Genomic DNA, 18,438 nt, shown 5'->3' with positions numbered 1-18,438 from the left:
TTCCAAGTAAGATATCAATGTAACAACTATAAAGGGGGAGAAAAAATGAATTCTCGTAGCAGATGGTTAATGATATCCGTTGGACTAGGAATATTATTAAACCCTTTAAATTCATCAATGATTTCTGTTGCTATTGCTAGGTTGCAACATGTGTATAGCATTGATTTTACTGCTGTTTCCTGGATTGTGTTTTCATTTTATATCGCTAGTGCTATCGCCCAACCTGTCATGGGGAAGGCTAGTGATTTATTCGGTCGGAGGAAGATATTTCTGGCTGGTCTTGTTGTATCCTTAGTTTCTTCTATTCTGGCTCCATTTTCTCCAAATTTCGGATGGCTAATTGTGTTCAGAATCTTACAATCAATCGGAACTAGTATGCTGATTGCAGTTGGAACAGCTATAATACGCATTCATATTACTGAAAAGCAATCAGATGCTTTAGCAGGTTTATCAATTTTCCTATCCGGTGCAGCAGCTATAGGACCCTTTGCCGGAGGAGTACTTATTCAATGGTGGGACTGGCCAGCGATCTTCATCGTCAATACCCCGTTTGTAGTGGCGAGCTTTATATTAGCTTGGAAAATGATTCCTAACGATGGACCAGCCGCAACGGTTTCACGTGACATGTCGTTTCGAAAATTACTGGGTGTGATTGATGTGCCAGGAATTCTGCTCTTTGCGGTGGGTCTGATTGCCCTTCTAGTTGGCTTGCTGGCAGCGAAATCATCTGGGCATTTCTCTATGTGGAATATCGTTATTGTGCTAATCGGTCTCGTTGCGGTGGGAATATTCGTACGACATGAGCTAAAAACAGTGTCGCCATTTATTCCTTTACGCACCTTCGCCAAATATCCAGAGATGACTTGGGTCAATATACAATACTTGCTAGTTAACTTACTTTATTATTCACTCTTTTTTGGGATTCCATCATACCTGCAAATGGTACGTCTTGTCAGTGAATTCCAGACAGGGATTCTTATGTTAACCTTGGGCTTGAGCTCGATTGTAGCTTCGCCAATAGCAGGGAAATGGGTCGATAAATCAGGACCCAGACCTGTATTGATTGTATCCTCATTACTGATGGTGGTAGGGGCAGTGTGGATCGTGACATGGACGCAAAGTTCACCAGTCATCAGTGTGTGTCTGGCGTTAGCCGCATTCGGTTTTAGCAACGGGCTAAACGCTGTTGGTATGCAGGCAGCTTTGTTTAAAAGCTCTCCAAAAGAAATTGCCGGTGTAGCATCTGGCCTATTTCATACATCGAGATACTTGGGAACAATTTTATCTTCACTGTTGACAGGTATCATTATGGGAGGTGCGTTCAACTTTACAGGATTCCGATTGCTGGGGGTTTTCCTAACGGTCATTGCATTGATCTTAGTATTTATAAGTCTGCGACTCAGAAATTCTGAGCAATTGGATGAACCGAGTAAAAGCAATTAAAACAAAAAATAAAAATAGGAGTTGAATGTTATAACAATTGTTAATATCAAGGAATGGTCCTCATGGGATCAAACTTGGCAGGGAATGCAAAAGGATAAACAACCCCAGGGTGAGAAAGTCATACAGAAGTGGAATGCGAGAGCGCAAATTTTCGCCCCTTGTTGTAGTAAGGAAGAGATCTTTTGTGGTCATCATAAATAAAAAACAAGGGATAGATATCTATCCCTTGTTTTTTAATCAATTTAAATGTTCAACATCATATTAGAGAACATACATATAACTATCGCTAGGCTTTTTCTGTCCCGTGATAGGGCTTGTCTTGATAAAAATAGTTTGGTTTCACAATGGTATTGTCGTAATGCTTGTGGAATATATGGGTAGCTGCTGGTGATACAGGGGGAATCAGCCATGTCCAGTCCCCAGTCAGCTTGCGGTCAGCCTTCTCTTCCTGCTTTTCAAACTGCTTGAATTGATGTGCTGCTGTATGGTGATCAACAATCGTCACCCCTGCTTCGCGATAAGAATGGAGAACCGCCACATTCAATTCGACAATGGCTTTATCCTTCCAAAGGGACGAATTCTTGGTCGTGTCCAGTCCTAAAAGAGAAGCAACTTTTTTTAGCATATTATAGCGGTTTTCATCCGCTAGGTTGCGTGCGCCAATTTCTGTGCCCATATACCAGCCGTTGAACGGTGCAGCGTTGTAATGAATACCGCCAATCTCTAATTTCATATCAGCAATAATCGGAACCGCATACCATTTTAGTCCCAAATCACGGAATCCATCATATTCAGGATGGGTGATCTCTACCTCTTGGACGATTTCTTTCGGAAGCTCATACAGAACAGGCGGATGACCTTTTAGCTGAAACATGAGAGGTAGAATATCAAAATGTGTGCCCTCTCCTTTCCAGCCATGGGCTTCACATAATTTTGTTAATTCAAGAGATGCCTCGTCGCCGATGATGCCATATTCCGTCTCATAGCCTGCATAACGAACGAGCTGATGATTATAAATGACGACTTCCTTCTGCTTGTGACTCTCTGGGGGAAAGATCGTAATAGACGGTTTGATTTTCCCGCCATTTGTCGCATACTCAATATGATGAAAGAGCGCCTCTTTCACCTCATCCTCAGTCTTTACATGCCGGCAGTCATGCACTTGCAGGGTCGACCAAAACAAACGGCCAATGCAGCGGTTACTGTTGCGCCATGCCATTTTCGCCCCGTGAGCTAATTCCTCTAGTGTATGCGTATAACTACCTTCAGACTCAATTTCTTTTTTTATTTCATGCAGACGTGCTGCTTTCTCTTCATTTGATTTGTTTAATTCTTCATAGCATACAGAAATAAAAGCTTCTGCTTCATTCCACAACGCTTCTTGATTACTCAAACATACTCGCCTCACTTTAATACGAATATATCCATTGTAGCGGTTTCTATTGATAAATTCACTCGTTTCAAACCATTTTTTATCAAATCATCCGACCATTGTCCTTAGACCATAGATGAATCAATACGTATAAGGGTCTTTTGGAGCCAGCGGACATAGCCTTTTTCTCTTTCGATTGCTCTTGTCAGCACTAAGTAATGCCCAAATTGCGCTGAATGCAGTGATTCAGCAGAAGGATCTTCCTCTGTCAAAGCGTGCAGCTTTTGTTCCAGCACATCTACTTTCTTGGTGCGCTCTAAAAGTTGATATGCAAAGAGGTCAGCCGCTTCTTTTTTGTCCATGGAGGAGATAAAAAATGTTTTGAGCATGAATTCATCCTTTGTTGTTTCTGGAATCGGATCTTTTGTTCTTAACCACTGACGCAATTCTTCTTTTCCTGCCGCTGTGATTTGATAGACCTTCTTCTCCAGCTTTTTTCCTTGTATGTGAATATCAAATTCAATAAACCCTTCCTCTGTGAGACGCTTCAGCTCAGGGTAAATCTGACTGTGCTTTGCACTCCAAAACTGTCCAAGGGAGTCCTTAAAATGTTTCGTAATATCGTATCCTGTCAGCTCATGCTGATCCAGCAAGCCAAGAATGGCATATTTTAGTACTCTCATGATGTGCCTCCAACGCTTATTCTTTGACAATAGTATACCATAGACTTTAAAATAAACATGTAAATCACAACATGTTTGAAAAAACATCATTCTAATGAAAGAAGGAATAAACATGGATCAATTCGTTGGACTTCATATGATTTATACGTATGAAAATGGCTGGGAATATGAGATTTACATTAAAAACGATCACACCATTGATTACCGCATTCATAGCGGAATGGTTGGAGGACGTTGGGTCCGTGATCAGGAAGTAAATATTGTAAAGCTGACAAAAGGCGTATACAAAGTCTCTTGGACAGAACCAACTGGGACAGACGTCTCTCTAAACTTTATGCCTGAAGAAAAACGCATGCATGGCGTCATCTTCTTCCCAAAATGGGTGCATGAACGTCCAGACATCACCGTCTGCTATCAAAATGACTACATCGATCTCATGAAAGAATCTCGTGAAAAATACGAAACCTATCCGAAATATGTTGTCCCAGAATTTGCGGACATTACGTATATCCATCATGCAGGTGTGAATGACGAAACCATTATCGCAGAAGCACCATATGAAGGCATGACAGATGAAATAAGAGCTGGACGAAAATAAAAAAGCGGCACGCCTAGTGCCGCTTTTACATTTGATAAAATCTTAGCCCCTTTTTATTGAATGCCTAACGTATTTTGAGGAAGCACGAAACGATAGACTGGTAGTTCATCACCTGTTTTTGAAGCGATAAACCCTGATGACATATAGCTGTCCTTTGATTCTGGTTCAAGGGCAAGTGACAGCAAATTGGTTTGCGGCTGTGCCGTGACATATACCTTTGTTCCTTTTGGCAGCTGACGTTTCTTGTCAACGAGTTTTGTTTCAAGCTGAATATCTGATTTGCTCTTTTCCTCTCGTTTTGTCACCTTGTAGGCTTGTACCGGCAACTTCATGCCAACCGGCAATGTGACACTTTTTAACCCTAATGTTCTGAGTTTCCTTTCTACTCCTTCATGCCCCGGAAGAATGAGGTAAGCTGTCGGCCGTTCTCTTGTTAAGACAGGAACAGCATCGCTCGCACTATGAAAACGTACAGGAACATTGGTGGTCTGTCCTTTCTCAATATCAACCATTTCCAGCGTGTCATCAACAGGTGATTTGAAAGCATCTTGAATGACGACTTGATCGTCATCTTTTGGATGAAGCCCTTTTTTCACAAGCTTCAACCGCTCCGTCACCATTTGCTGCTTCACCTGCTTGGCATGTTTCACCGTGGTCTCAATGATTTTTTCATGGGTGGCTACTTGCGCAGCGACGCGGCGGGCAAAATCCTCTCTCCCAATCCCAATCCCTCTGCTTTCTACAAGAAATGACAGGGCTGGCGAAAGTGCAAAGGCATTTCGGCCAATTCGCGCATCCGTTCCACCTTCATAAATGTCGATCTTGCCATCCTTTCCTCTTGTGTTTGTATAATACAAATCGTTAGAAAACCCTTTATTCGTCAGCGTTTCACGAACTCCGTTAACATATAACTCATTTGATGTCAGCCGGATGTTTTCAGGAATGTTTAGATTCTTCCCTGATAGAATAAGCAAATCATGATATTTGAGAGCGCCTGATGAACCGATATCTTCAAACTGCTTTTGGCCCACATCGTATTCATGGGCATCAATGACCACTTCTGGCGCATACCGATTAAATTCTTGATGCAGGGCTGTCAGTTCTGGAGATTCTAATGTCATATGATCACGATTACCATCTAATCTGTTTGCCAGTCTGCGGTCAAACGCATAAGAACCATCAGGATTGATTCTTGGGACAATGATGATATTGACATGATTAAGTATACGGTCTCCTTCTTTACCTGCTAATCGTTTTGCAATGACGAGAGCAGATTCACCGGAGGCTGGTTCATTTCCGTGTATTTGTGCTTGGAGCCAGATTGTTGGCTTTTTTGAAAGTGGAGTAATCGAGCGATCCTTTGTAAAGTACAGGGCCTGGATGGACCTGCCTTCAATGGATGTTCCAATCTGTTTCTGCGTGGCGTAAGGACTTTTGTGGACAATGTCTCGTAAGAAAGTTTGAAGCTCTTCTTGTGTTGTAAATGTTTCTTCTTTTTTCTGAAAGGCAGGGGTATCAAACGTCTCGTCAGGCTCAGGGTATAGCTTTTTCACTGAAGCCGGCTGTTCATAATTCTTTCCGTAATAAGGGGTTTCTGCATGAGCTGAAGCTGGGCTCACCATCGACAAACTGCCTGCCATGAGGCATACAGCAGCAAAAAGAATCGTGCCTTTTCGTTTGGACATGCTATCCTCTCCCTTCGTTGATTTGCATTATAAAGAAAAAAACAGCAAAAGTGTCAGTATTTTTCAAAAATAAATCTTTTGGAGGAACAGGCATCTCTTTGTCTAGGGCAAATGAATGGAGCCTCCCCAGCAATATGACCTAAAAAAAGTGCCTGCTCACAGCAGACACTTTTTATTTACCAGATGGAAATAGCCCCAATGAGAACTGCCATGACAGTCATAGCGACAACTGCCAGCACAGCCCATTTCATCCCAAATTTCTGATGCTGATCCAGTGATACGCCAACAAGTCCAACAAGTAAATGAGTCGATGGAACAAGTGGACTTAACATATGAATCGGCTGACCAATAATAGAGGCTCTGGCAATCTCAATTTTATCGACACCGTAAGCTGCCGCTGTTTCTGATAGGATCGGCAGTACGCCATAAAAGTATGCATCATTCGGCATAAAGAAAGTAAAGATCCCGCTTGTTAATGCGACAATGACTGGAATAAAGCCGCCAAGCTGCTCTGGAATTGCAGATACAATCGAAATCGCCATTTCATCAACCATTTTCGTTCCAGTTAGAATACCTGTAAAAACACCTGCCGCAAAAATCATCGAGGCAATGGCTAAAACGTTTGTGGAGTGAGCCGCAATTCGCTCACGCTGCTGGTCCAAGTTCGGATAGTTCACAATAATTGCCACACAGAAAGCAAGAACAAATAGAACAGTTAAACTGACTTTACCTGATACAAGCAGCAGCACCAATAACAAAGTTAGCGCCAGGTTAAACCACCAAAGCTTCGGTCGTTTGATGTCATCTTGCAGTGCAGCTGCCATTTCATTTGCATGAATCGGCTGGTCAAGTTCAATGACACCAAGACGTTTTCTTTCGGCTTTTCCAAGAAAATAAGCAACAATAATCATACTGAGAACCCCTGCACCAATGACTGGAATCATCGGGCCAAATAAAAGTGAAGGATCGACCCCAAGTGCACTCGCCGCTCTAGGTGTGGCTCCTCCCCACGGAATTGTATTCATAATTCCCATGCCAACTCCGGCAATTCCGGCTAAAATAATTGGTCGGATGCCAAGCAGTGTAAATAGTGGAAGCATCGCTGTTGTTGTAATCATATATGTCGTTGTTCCGTCACCATCAAGTGCAACAAGCATCGTCAGGACAGCTGTTCCGACTACGATTTTTAATGGATCGCCTTTAACGATTTTTAAAATTTTCGCCACCATTGGGTCAAATAAACCCGCATCAATCATAATGCCAAAGTACAAAATCGCAAACATGATCATGACCGCTGTCGGTGCTACTTGCTGCACACCTTTGACAATCATGTCTGAAATTTCAGTAAAATGAAAACCTGCGATAAGAGCAAATGCAATCGGTGTTAACACCAATGCCGTTAAAACAGACATACGTTTCGTCATAATCAAAACCATAAATACTATCATCATAAGAAATCCTAAGATTGCTAACATATTGTTCACCCCTTATGTTGTATACGCTTTCATTAATGTGTTGGTATCCCATTTCCAACCCTTTTTGTCATCATATCTGAGGTGAGAATTGAAGTAAATATTATGAATTTTAATTCTTTTTCGGTCGATAAATGCTTTTTGTTCATTTTGTTCAAACATTGGCCTTTTTCATTCCATGAAAAAAACAAAGGGTTTATTTTAGCCCTTTGTCTTCTTGATAGAAGTCTAGGAAAGACGAGTACTGGAGCGAATGTGAGATTCGTGAGCACCGGCACACAGGAATGCGGGCGAATGCAAGGGTTTGTCTACATGCTGGAAGCGGTCTCACTCGACCGCTTGTTCTCCTTGTATCAATTGCTCGTATTGCCTTAATTGATCTTCCATAAAGATCTTTGCCTCTTTGCTGTTCATATAACGACTTGTCCAGCCCTTTTGCTTTAATCGTTTTTTCCATAACCTCGTTTTCGTCATTTTTTGAAGAAGCTGATCCCATTCACGAATGTCATGCTGACTCATTTGTTTAGGGCCCATCACACCGCGCCAATGGGAAAAGATGAGCGGAATGCCCTGCTCTTTCCATGTCGGCACATCTTCAAATCCATCTAAGCGCTCGCTGGTTGTCGTGGCTACGAGCTTCAGCCTCTTTTTGTCATAATCATGACGAACCTCTGTAATAGTAGTCGTTGCTGCATCTACCTCATGGTCGATGAGCGCCTGAAATAAATCATCTGCACTGTCAAATTTCAGAAATTGAATGCGATATGGATCAATCCCTGCCATTTCTGCTGCCCGGGCGAATGAGATTTGATCATCATTTCCAAAGTCAGGGGCAAACCCAATTTTTAAGGAATCTGGTTTTTTCTTGAGTGCGTGTAACAGCTCCTTCCCATTTGCAAAAGGAGAATCTACTGGGACTGCGACGACCTGCCACTCTTCTGCAAGGATTGCCAGCGGTGTCACATCATTCATCGTCACGTTACTGCTGCCAAGCAAGTTACGGCTTAACAATAAGCTTGAATTTAAACTGATATAGTTGGCTTCTCGCTCCATCATGTAGGTCCATCCTTTATCCACCGTTCCGCCTCTTTGATAAAGAATGTTCACAGGCCGTTTCACCAGCTTCTCTTGTTCAAGCACTGATTTCATCACCTGAGCCGTTTGGTCAAATCCCCCCTCTGGTACACCCGACACCACAATATATAAGGAGCTTTGCTGAAGGAAAGAATCTCCGGCCTTTTTTTCATTAAAGGTGAGCGTGATACAAAGGCAGAGCACGATAACAAAAAATATTGCTTTTTTCATCTTTTATGACTCCGCTTGTTTGGCAGGATAATATTTCCGTTCAGGTCTACCAATGATTCCGTATGCAAGCTCTGCCCGGCATTCCCCTGTTGTCACGAGATACTCTACGTAGCGTCTCGCAGTTGTACGTGATGCGCCCATCTTTTCCCCGAGTTCTTCTGCTGTAATTCCGCTATTTTCAGATGCCATCAATGTTTTCACTTTATCCAAGGTCAGTGAATTGATGCCCGTGGGAAGATCTCTGTCATCCCTTTGTTTTGGCTCTTCCTGCATTTGCCCAAAAAACAGATCGATCATCGTTTGATTGACTTCATCCTTTGAATTGATGATGTCTTTCTTTTCTTTATATTCGGTTAAGACTTGTGCAAACTTTTGTGCGGTCACCGGTTTGATTAAATAATGAACCACTCCGTAATGAAGTGCATCTCTTAAAAGCGTCGTTTCCGTTGCAGCCGTGATAATGATCACATCTACTTCAGGACAGCGTTCTCTTAAAAGCGGCAGCAGGTTTGTGCCAAGTTCATCAGGCATATAGACATCAAGCAAGATGAGATCAACTTGTTCCCTTTGGAGCGCCTCCCACATATCCTTTGCACTCTTTGCCTTTCCGGCGACTTTAAATCCTTCTATCTTTTGTATATAAGATTCATGAATGGCAGCGATTCGAAAATCATCCTCCGCAATGAGTACCTTAATCACCATCTATTCCCCCTTTGTGCCTTTCGGTATGTATACAGTAAAGATGGCACCGCCTTCTTTTTGGTTCGCAACTTCAATCCAGCCCCCAAGCTCGTCCAATACTTCTTTCACATTCGCAAGCCCGTAGCCTCGTCCTTCTCCCTTTGACGAATGGCCTCTTGTGAAAATCTGTGACAGTTCCTCTTCATTCACTCCATCACCTGAATCTGACACTTCTATGATAATATCAAACCCAATATCTGTGATGAATAGGTCTACCTCGCGCTTCTCCTTATTTAATACAGCTTCAAAAGCATTATCTACGAGATTGCCAATGATGGTGATAAAGTGAGATAGACTTAAATGAGCTGGGAGCGGCTCTAGTGAGCTATTTTCATCAATGTGGAAATGGACTTTCTTCTCAGATGCTTTCCCTAGCTTGCCAAGTAAGATCGCTTGTATTTTAGGAGACCGAATCTGCTTCATGAGTAAATCGTGCTGTCGGTTTTGCAGATGATATTCTTCTTTAATCAAGTCGATGGCTTCATCGACTTGATTCAGCTCAAGCAGGCCTAAGATGGCATACAGCTTATTTGAGAATTCGTGCGTTTGTGCTCTCAGGTCTTCTGAATACTGGCTGACCTCTGTTAATGTATCCAGCAGCTTCGTCAGTTCGGTTTTCTCCCTAAAGCTCACAATCCCTCCGAATACTCGATTGTCCTGCATTACCTTTTTCACATTTAAAACATAGGTTTTATCATTGACGACGGTTTCGATGTTAGGTTCAATCGTCTCTGCCTTTAAATAGAAAAGAAGTTTGGCATTTGGCAAGACTTGATCAATATGAAGGGGCAGTTCTGATGAGACGCGCAGCATATGTTCAGCTGATGTATTCATCATCGTAATCGCGCCTTTCTGGTCAAACGCAATGATCCCTTCTTTTATAGCGAGCAGCATCGCTTCTCTTTCTCGATACAGCGAAGCAATTTCATGCGGCTCAAGCCCTAATGTATCTTTTCGAATACTCTTCGTTAAAAAAATCGCACCGAATATGCCAGGCAAGAGCACTAAAAGGGCAATATAGCTAAGCTTCAATAGCTGATGAGCTGTTGCTTGATCGATTTCCTTTTTTAAAAATTCGACGGTGACTGTCCCAATAATTTCTTCATGCCCTTCTGTTTCTTTCATAATGGGTGCACTGCCTCTGACAACGGTTTCACCATTAGAATCATCAGTGGATATAGAAGTTCCTCCAAATAAGAGGGTACTTCTTCCTTCCGATACACTGATGGTTTTTCCTACGTCCTCATGATTCGTATGAATAAGAACCTTTCCTTTTCGGTTGGTAATGAAGATGGCATGTGCTCTTACTTGCTCCTTCATTTGCTCAAGCACTGCCTGTTCTTCATTTTGGGAAGCTGACACCGCCACCGATGCTTTAATGGGCGGCATATATGATATCGTTCTAGCGGTCTGCACCGCCAGCTGTTCAGCTTGTCCCTGCCTTTCCGATGTCTGCAGAAAACCAAAACAAATGGTTAATAATGCAATGACAACAAGCAAAAGCCCGATAATTAACCCCAAAATTTTCGTTTGTAAAGTAACTTTCCTTTTGCCCATCCTCACCGCCACAACCCCTAATTCAGTAGATTCACCCGAATAGACTCTAAGAAAATGATATCATTTTTTCTTACTAAGTTAAGAGAAAATTCTTTCAAACAAAAAAGGACGACTCAGAATCGAGTCATCCCTGTATACCTATTACGTGATCGATAAACCAGCACTCGCATAGCCTGCTACGGTATTTACTAAGGATAGTCCTGTAGCGGATGCAGAGAATACAACAAGCAATCTTGTTTCAGGTGTGACTGGTACATTTAGACCAGTCGCAATACCGTTTGAAATAGCACCCAGTGTTAAAACTCCAGTTAAAGCTGGGGCTAATGTGACACTCGCTACTTGTGTAAAGCTGTTATTTGGTGTCGGTGAAGCGAACAGACTAGCCGTTACGGTAACACTCGTGCCAACTAAAGAAAGAGCTGCTGTTGTGCTGAAATAGCCGGCAAATGACGTGATTGTTCCAGCTCTCGGAACTGAGAACGCCATGTTGATTAATGTACCCGCAGCGCCTGTTAAATCAATAACTCCGCCTACAATACTGACACCTGTCGCTGAGTTACCAAATCCGATCAAACTGGATGTTCCAACAAGTCCGCCTGCAATTGTTGTCAGGACAGCAGGTGTACCTGAAGCAAATGGAATGATCGCACTCGATCCTGTCACACCTGTTGGACCTGTTGCTCCGGTCGCTCCGGTACCTGTGACGCCGGTGGCTCCGGTTACTCCTGTTGCACCTGTTAAACCTGTGGCACCAGTGGCTCCGGTTACTCCCGTTGCTCCTGTTGCTCCGGTTACCCCAGTTGCACCTGTTAAACCCGTGGCGCCAGTGGCTCCGGTTGCTCCTGTTACTCCTGTGACGCCGGTGGCTCCGGTCGCTCCTGTACCCGTGACTCCCGTTGCTCCTGTATCACCCGTAACACCAGTGGCTCCGGTTACTCCCGTTGCTCCTGTTGCTCCGGTTACCCCAGTTGCACCTGTTAAACCCGTGGCGCCAGTGGCTCCGGTCGCTCCTGTTACTCCTGTGACGCCGGTGGCTCCGGTCGCTCCTGTACCCGTGACTCCCGTTGCTCCTGTATCACCCGTAACACCAGTGGCTCCGGTTACTCCCGTTGCTCCCGTTGCTCCTGTTGCTCCGGTTACCCCAGTTGCACCTGTTAAACCCGTGGCGCCAGTGGCTCCGGTCGCTCCTGTTACTCCTGTGACGCCGGTGGCTCCGGTCGCTCCTGTACCCGTGACTCCCGTTGCTCCTGTATCACCCGTTACCCCAGTTGCTCCGGTTACTCCTGTTGCTCCCGTTGCTCCTGTATCACCTGTTACCCCAGTTGCCCCGGTTACTCCTGTTGCTCCGGTAATACCTGCGGCGGCCAATAACGTATAGTCTGGGGACGTATCTGGTGTACCTGTTGGTGGTGTTGTATTCACAACATAGGTTCCACCTTCATATGTCACCACTTGACCTACTGGATAGGTTGGGGCTGTAGCTGGGTCAAACGCCAGGATGCCAGTTAATCCTACACCCGTTACTCCGGTGGCTCCAGTTGCTCCCGTTGCTCCCGTTGCTCCCGTTGCTCCCGTTGCTCCAGTAACACCTGTGACGCCGGTCGCTCCTGTATCTCCTGTGGCTCCGGTCACTCCTGTACCCGTGACTCCCGTTGCTCCTGTATCACCCGTTACACCAGTTGCTCCTGTCGCTCCGGTTACTCCTGTGACTCCAGTATCACCGGTTACCCCAGTTGCTCCTGTGACGCCGGTGGCTCCGGTAACACCTGCGGCTGCTAATAACGTATAGTCTGGAGAAGTATCCGGTGTGCCTGTTGGCGGTGCTGTATTGACCAGATATGTTCCGCCTTCATATGTCACCACTTGACCTACTGGATAGGTTGGCGCTACTGCTGGATCAAACGCTGCGACTCCGGATAAACCGACTCCAGTCGCTCCAGTCACTCCTGTTGCCCCGGTTTCACCAGTTACCCCTGTTGCACCTGTTGGTCCTGTGACGCCGGTGGCACCAGTTTCTCCTGTCGCTCCTGTGACCCCTGTTGCACCTGTTTCACCGGTGGCTCCCGTACCAGTAGCTCCCGTTGGACCAATTTCCCCCGTCGCTCCCGTAACACCAGTGGCACCGGTTGGACCAATTTCTCCTGTTGCTCCTGTGACGCCAGTGACTCCGGTTGGACCAACCTCTCCCGTTGGTCCTGTCACTCCTGTTGCGCCGGTGGAACCCGTGACTCCTGTACCGGTTGCTCCTGTAACGCCAGTCGCTCCTGCAGCGGCCAATAACGTATAATCTGGTGACGTATCTGGTGTGCCTGTTGGTGGCGCCGTGTTAACAAGGTAGGTTCCTCCTTCATATGTCACCACTTGACCTACTGGATAAGTTGGCGCTACTGCTGGATCAAACGCTGCGACTCCGGATAAACCGACTCCAGTCGCTCCGGTCACTCCTGTTGCCCCTGTTTCACCAGTTACCCCAGTTAAACCTGTTGGTCCTGTGACGCCGGTTGCTCCTGTTTCACCTGTTGCACCGGTTGCTCCTGTACCAGTGGCGCCGGTTGGACCAATTTCCCCCGTTGCTCCTGTGACGCCAGTCGCTCCCGTTTCACCTGTGGCTCCGGTTGCTCCTGTGCCGGTGGCGCCGGTTGGACCAATTTCCCCCGTTGCTCCTGTGACGCCAGTCGCTCCCGTTTCACCTGTGGCTCCGGTTGCTCCTGTTCCAGTGGCGCCGGTTGGACCAATTTCCCCCGTTGCTCCTGTGACGCCGGTCGCTCCCGTTTCACCTGTTGCACCGGTTGCTCCTGTGCCGGTGGCGCCCGTAACTCCTGTCGCTCCTGCAGCAGCTAAAAGCGTATAATCTGGGGAAGTATCGGGTGTACCTGTTGGCGATGCTGTGTTTACAAGATACGTCTCGCCTTCATATGTCACCACTTGACCTACTGGATACCCTGGTGCCGCTGCCGCATCAAACGGAACAACTCCAGTTAGACCTACACCGGTAGCGCCGGTTGCCCCAGTCGGACCGGGATCTCCCGTAACACCTGTTGGTCCTGTACCTGTTGCTCCTGCAGCAGCTAAAAGCGTATAGTCCGGTGATGTATCAGGCGTCCCTAATGGCGGTGCTGAATTGACCACATACGTACTGCCATCGTATGTCACCACTTGCCCTACTGGGTAGGCTGGTGCTACTGCTGGATCAAATGCCAGAATGCCTGTTAAACCTACACCTGTTGGACCGATTGGACCTGCTGGACCTGCTGGGCCCGCTGGACCTGCTGCACCCGCCGGACCTGCTGGGCCTCTTCTTCCTCTCCCGCCTGGCGGACCTTGAATCACACAAACACAAGGATCTTTTCCGCAGCAAGGATTTTTCACTGGTTTTCCTGGCTTCCCTGATCTTCCTTTCTTACAACTATCACATTCCCAGCCATCATCCTTATACGCATCATACCAGCTTCCTTTTTGGTAGTGGTCTGTCGAATGAGTTGGATATGTCTTTCCGCATTGTCTACATCTTCTCATAGAATCACCCCCATCCATCGTATTCATCATGATTTAGAAAGGTGTATGTACACTTTTATTTTTTTATTAATCAAAAGACCTTGCACTTCATATACAAGGTCTTTCTTTCATTAAAGTCTCATCGTCATTTTTAAATCTTTTCCTACCATACTATAATCCATATCTTTTGGACGGATGGCTTCTTTTAATGTTTTCGTACCTTCTCCTTCAAAGAAAGTAGGTGCATCTTTCCCTCCAATTAATAATGGTGCCATATAAATAATGACTTCGTTCACAAGTGATGCTTCTAAAAAGGATGCACTCACACTTCCTCCCGCCTCCACAAGTACCGACATGACAGAACGCTTCTTCAGCATGCGTAACACATCATGGATGTCTGTCCGATTTTCTCCGCTTGTGATAAAGACCTGATGTCCTTTTTGCACCAGTTGATGGTATTTTTTTTGATCGTACTTGTTTGAGGTACAAATAATGGTTTCTGCCATATGATCGTTTAAACATTTCGCATGAAGCGGAATCCTTAAGGTGGAATCTAAAATGACACGAATGGGCTGTGTCACGAATGAATCTTTTACAATAAGACCTGCATCATCTTGAATAATGGTTTCGACGCCTGTTATCACAGCATCTGCTTCTTGACGTAATTGCTGCACTTCATTCCTCGCTTCTGTTCCCGTAATCCATTTGCTTTCTTGGTGAGCTGTTGCAATTTTCCCGTCTAACGAAATGGCTGTTTTTAATATGACATATGGAAGATCTGATTGTATGGAATGAAAAAAAGGAAGATTTAAGCTGTCCGCTTCCCGTTTACATATCCCTTCTTCTACTTCTATCCCTGCTTGTTTCAACATCGTGACCCCTTTACCTGCTACACGCGGATTTGGATCCCCAGTGGCAATGACCACACGTTTCACCCCGCTCTTTATTATCGCTGCTGAGCAAGGCCCTGTTTTTCCATGATGCGAACAAGGTTCGAGCGTCACATACATATGAGCTCCCTTCGCCTTATCTCCTGCCATTTGCAGCGCATGAATTTCAGCATGCGGTTCGCCAGCCTTCATGTGAGCCCCAATTCCAACAATCTCACCTTTTTTGACTACCACTGCCCCGACAAGCGGATTTGGTGAGGTTTGTCCTTTCATGGCCTTTGCGTTGGCAATCGCTAGCTTCATATAAAAAACATCGTCTTTCATGTAAGTCTCCTTTCCTCTCTTTCAAGGGAAAGAACTCCTTCAGGGAATGAAGGAGTTCTATTCTCATGTGCTATATTTTTTCCATCCGTTTCTTTTCAGATCGATCATAGTAAGGCAAGGAATAAAAAAGTTTATAAGATGCTCGTTGTTTACAAAAACAGCATTTGCGACATTCATATTTATTAATGAGGAGCACATGCGGACAATTGAGTACAGACAGACCTTTTTTCATATGTTCCTTGCAAACACTTATCATGAGAATCCCCCGCTTACATTCTTTTTCTTAATGAGAGATTACTTCTTTCGGAAATTGTTCAAATAAGCGTAATACTTCGGTATGCGTCCCATCTTCTCGAACGTGATAAATCCCACCGTCGTATGAGCTTGCGTATACATCATTGCCTAATTGTCTGATGGCACTAATCCCATTTTGGGCAATTCTAATTGGGCCGGTGTTGACATCCAGCTCTGGATTCCACACTACGATATAGCCCCAATAATCGCCGCTTACAATATAGCCAGAGTCTGTGACTGTGACCGATTTAATCGAATACTGGTGTTCGTTATGCTGGTCTAAAATTCTTCCAGTATGCAAATCAAACAATCTCACATTCTTGTCACGACTGACAATGGCGATACGGTCTCGTTTACTATCAATAAAGACATCATTTAACAGCTCTGTCGCACCGATGTATTCCGCTTTTAAGGATAAACTCTTTTTATCTAAAAGACAGATGGTTCCTTCAACCGCTGCTGTGATGATATGATCCCCTTCTACCTTTAATGCTTTGACCGCACAATCGTGTGCTTTGGAACGGCCGATTTCCTTTAAGTGTTCTGTTGAAATGACATGGACATAACCGCCGTAAGTTCCAATATAAAATTGACGATCCTCCTCGTGGAAATACACGCTGTTGACCGGACCTGTGTTGAGATCAAACGAAACCATTTGCTGTAATGATTCATGAACAATATGCACCTGACTTGCATGGTCTCCCCACGCATAATAGCTTCCATCCCGTGCAACAGCTACTCCATTCGTTAAAACGCCCGTTGATTTAGCAATTTCTATTCCATTTTTTCTGAATTTTCCATCATCTGATGCGGTAATAATATCACCTGCATCAGTCAGCGCAATGTCATTGATAGATGGTGTCGCCATTTCGATCTCATCTGATATGACTTTGCCCTTTTCAATCGACCATTCACAATATGTTTTTCCAAAGCTGGCTCCTAGTATTGACTTCTCATCCTCTGTCCAGACAAGCGAGCGCTCCCACTGATATTTATGAGGCAGCAGCGTATCGACTAAATCACCTGTTTCATAATTCCACAGCTTAATTAAATGGTCGTAGCCTGCTGTCAGCAAGTAATTGCCGCTTGGAGAAAAATTCACGCGCTTGACGCCCTGTAAATGGGCTTTGATGATTTTCTTCTCCTGTAAAGTCGCTGCATCGTAAATAATAACGGTGCCATCATCTCTGCCAAGTGCGAATACTTCTTTTTGATTGCTGCCGCTGATTGTATCCAGCTCATAATCAAACGGGCCGATTTCCCCTACAATTTCTCCGGTCTCATACAGCCATACAAGGACGTATCCATCATCACCTGTTGTGTAAGCTTTATCACCATGTATCCATACAGCTAATACATCTTTGCTATGACCATGGAATTCTCTTAAAATAGCACCCGTTTCGATATCCCACACTAAGCATCTTCTATCTCTGGACACGGATACAAGCAAAGTATCCTGCTTCGCAAAAGCGACGGCTTCTACATCATCCGCATGACCAAACAACGTGCGGATTCGTGTATTTGTGCCTGTATCATATAATTGAATGGTATAGTCTGACGATGCACTCGCTAAATACTTTCCGTTTTCAGAAAGAGATATTGAGTTAATGATATGCTCGTGACTGCCAATAAACTTTCCTTCTCCTGTCTCCCGGTTCCACTGATAAATACAACGGTCATAGCCGCCAGTGTAAACAATTTGGTCGTGCTGAGTTGATAAAACAGATGTAATTGGTCCTCTATGCATGGTTTTACACTCCCACCTTTATATGTTGTTTTTGACGAGTCACTAAACGAAAACCAGTAAATCGAAAAACGGGATCTGGGTGCTTCCCGTGTCTTCTTGCGACTCTGCATAAATCTCCACCTCTTGCGAAGGAGCCGCCTTTTAAAATGTAGTAGTCACTTCCGAGTGTTTCCGTTAAATCATCGACGACCTCGATGCCGCCTTCATATACATGATATTTGGTGTTGACCCATTCCTCGACGTTGCCCCCCATATCATAAAGACCAAATAAGGATCTGCCCTTTTCGTAATGACGGACAGGCGTCGTTTTTTCAATATTTGATTCGTGCGTATTGCAGTAAGAAGGATCAAACTCATCTCCCCATGGATATTGATTTCTCGTGTTTCCCCGGGCAGCATACTCCCATTCTTCTTCCGTAGGAATCGACACATCCATCCCCAGTTTCCCGCTCAGCCACTGACAGAACGAGAAGGCTTCCTCAATGTCCATGCCCCAAGCTGGATGATCTTTTCCCCCGCCAAGCTCTTCATTCGTTAAACTCTCCGGGTATGTCTGGCCTGTTTCATCACAATAGCTTTGATACAGTTCATTGCTGACGACCGTATCTGAGATAAAAAATTCGTTGATATACGACTGATAGGATGGAAATTCTTTGTACAGCCATTTTTGAAATTTTTTCTCACGGCCGTAGGTTGGATTGAGCAGCTTGTCCTTCCAGTATTCTGATGCCTTTTTCATATCTTCTTCATTACTTCCAATCGTTGCATAGCCGCTTGGAATTTGAATCCAATTGATATCAGGTTTCACGCTTTTCTCCCGCCTTCTTTCAAT

Annotated in this window: 13 protein-coding genes; 2 read left to right on the top strand and 11 right to left on the bottom strand. The window is 44.8% G+C overall.

Features of this window, described 5'->3' with window-relative positions; all coding sequences use genetic code 11:
- Positions 1-45: 45 nt before the first annotated feature.
- Positions 46-1,443, top strand: coding sequence for an MFS transporter (locus tag NSQ72_RS03670; RefSeq protein WP_341083308.1), 1,398 nt, complete (start codon positions 46-48; stop codon positions 1,441-1,443).
- Between the two features lie 286 nt (positions 1,444-1,729).
- Here the strand turns inward: NSQ72_RS03670 and NSQ72_RS03665 are convergent, their stop codons facing one another.
- Entirely contained in the window at positions 1,730-2,836 is a 1,107-nt protein-coding gene (locus tag NSQ72_RS03665) for a nitric oxide synthase oxygenase (protein ID WP_058837493.1), read from the bottom strand.
- A 104-nt stretch (positions 2,837-2,940) separates the two neighbouring features.
- Positions 2,941-3,498: a PadR family transcriptional regulator gene (locus NSQ72_RS03660; RefSeq protein WP_058837494.1), complete on the bottom strand. Its 558-nt coding sequence runs from the start codon at positions 3,496-3,498 to the stop codon at positions 2,941-2,943.
- Between the two features lie 112 nt (positions 3,499-3,610).
- Between NSQ72_RS03660 and NSQ72_RS03655 the strand changes: the two genes are divergently transcribed.
- On the top strand, positions 3,611-4,096 hold the full coding sequence (locus NSQ72_RS03655) for a phenolic acid decarboxylase (protein ID WP_008341777.1): 486 nt from the start codon (positions 3,611-3,613) through the stop codon (positions 4,094-4,096).
- A 53-nt stretch (positions 4,097-4,149) separates the two neighbouring features.
- Here NSQ72_RS03655 and NSQ72_RS03650 read toward each other — a convergent pair whose 3' ends face one another.
- The 9 genes from NSQ72_RS03650 to NSQ72_RS03610 all read right to left on the bottom strand — a co-directional run bounded on the left by NSQ72_RS03650 (position 4,150) and on the right by NSQ72_RS03610 (position 18,414).
- Positions 4,150-5,781 (bottom strand): M14 family metallopeptidase, encoded by a 1,632-nt coding sequence (locus NSQ72_RS03650; RefSeq protein ID WP_144491767.1) that lies wholly within the window; start codon positions 5,779-5,781, stop codon positions 4,150-4,152.
- 176 nt (positions 5,782-5,957) lie between these two features.
- Positions 5,958-7,256 (bottom strand): citrate:proton symporter, encoded by a 1,299-nt coding sequence (locus NSQ72_RS03645; RefSeq protein WP_034283666.1) that lies wholly within the window; start codon positions 7,254-7,256, stop codon positions 5,958-5,960.
- 324 nt (positions 7,257-7,580) lie between these two features.
- Positions 7,581-8,558, bottom strand: a complete 978-nt coding sequence (locus NSQ72_RS03640; RefSeq protein ID WP_144491768.1) for a tripartite tricarboxylate transporter substrate-binding protein — start codon at positions 8,556-8,558, stop codon at positions 7,581-7,583.
- 3 nt (positions 8,559-8,561) lie between these two features.
- Positions 8,562-9,257, bottom strand: a complete 696-nt coding sequence (locus NSQ72_RS03635; protein WP_025092679.1) for a response regulator — start codon at positions 9,255-9,257, stop codon at positions 8,562-8,564.
- Positions 9,258-9,260: 3 nt separating this feature from the next.
- Positions 9,261-10,856, bottom strand: coding sequence for a sensor histidine kinase (locus NSQ72_RS03630; RefSeq protein ID WP_099663021.1), 1,596 nt, complete (start codon positions 10,854-10,856; stop codon positions 9,261-9,263).
- 141 nt (positions 10,857-10,997) lie between these two features.
- Positions 10,998-14,372 carry an exosporium glycoprotein BclB-related protein gene (locus tag NSQ72_RS03625; RefSeq protein ID WP_341083306.1) on the bottom strand — a complete coding sequence of 1,125 codons (3,375 nt, stop codon included), beginning with the start codon at positions 14,370-14,372 and terminating at the stop codon, positions 10,998-11,000.
- 110 nt (positions 14,373-14,482) lie between these two features.
- A complete protein-coding gene (gene ribD / locus NSQ72_RS03620) occupies positions 14,483-15,565 on the bottom strand; it encodes a bifunctional diaminohydroxyphosphoribosylaminopyrimidine deaminase/5-amino-6-(5-phosphoribosylamino)uracil reductase RibD (RefSeq protein WP_126681363.1) in 1,083 nt (360 codons plus the stop codon).
- A gap of 283 nt (positions 15,566-15,848) precedes the next feature.
- Entirely contained in the window at positions 15,849-17,606 is a 1,758-nt protein-coding gene (locus tag NSQ72_RS03615; RefSeq protein ID WP_341083303.1) for a WD40 repeat domain-containing protein, read from the bottom strand.
- A gap of 4 nt (positions 17,607-17,610) precedes the next feature.
- On the bottom strand, positions 17,611-18,414 hold the full coding sequence (locus tag NSQ72_RS03610; RefSeq protein WP_059376784.1) for a formylglycine-generating enzyme family protein: 804 nt from the start codon (positions 18,412-18,414) through the stop codon (positions 17,611-17,613).
- Between the last annotated feature and the right edge of the window lie 24 nt (positions 18,415-18,438).

The sequence above is a fragment of the Bacillus sp. FSL R5-0659 genome, assembly GCF_038008785.1.
In the GTDB taxonomy this organism is placed as follows: Bacteria; Bacillota; Bacilli; order Bacillales; family Bacillaceae; genus Bacillus; species Bacillus safensis.
Note: the sequence above shows the minus strand (reverse complement) of the source record. Positions and strands in the feature narration are given on the sequence as shown.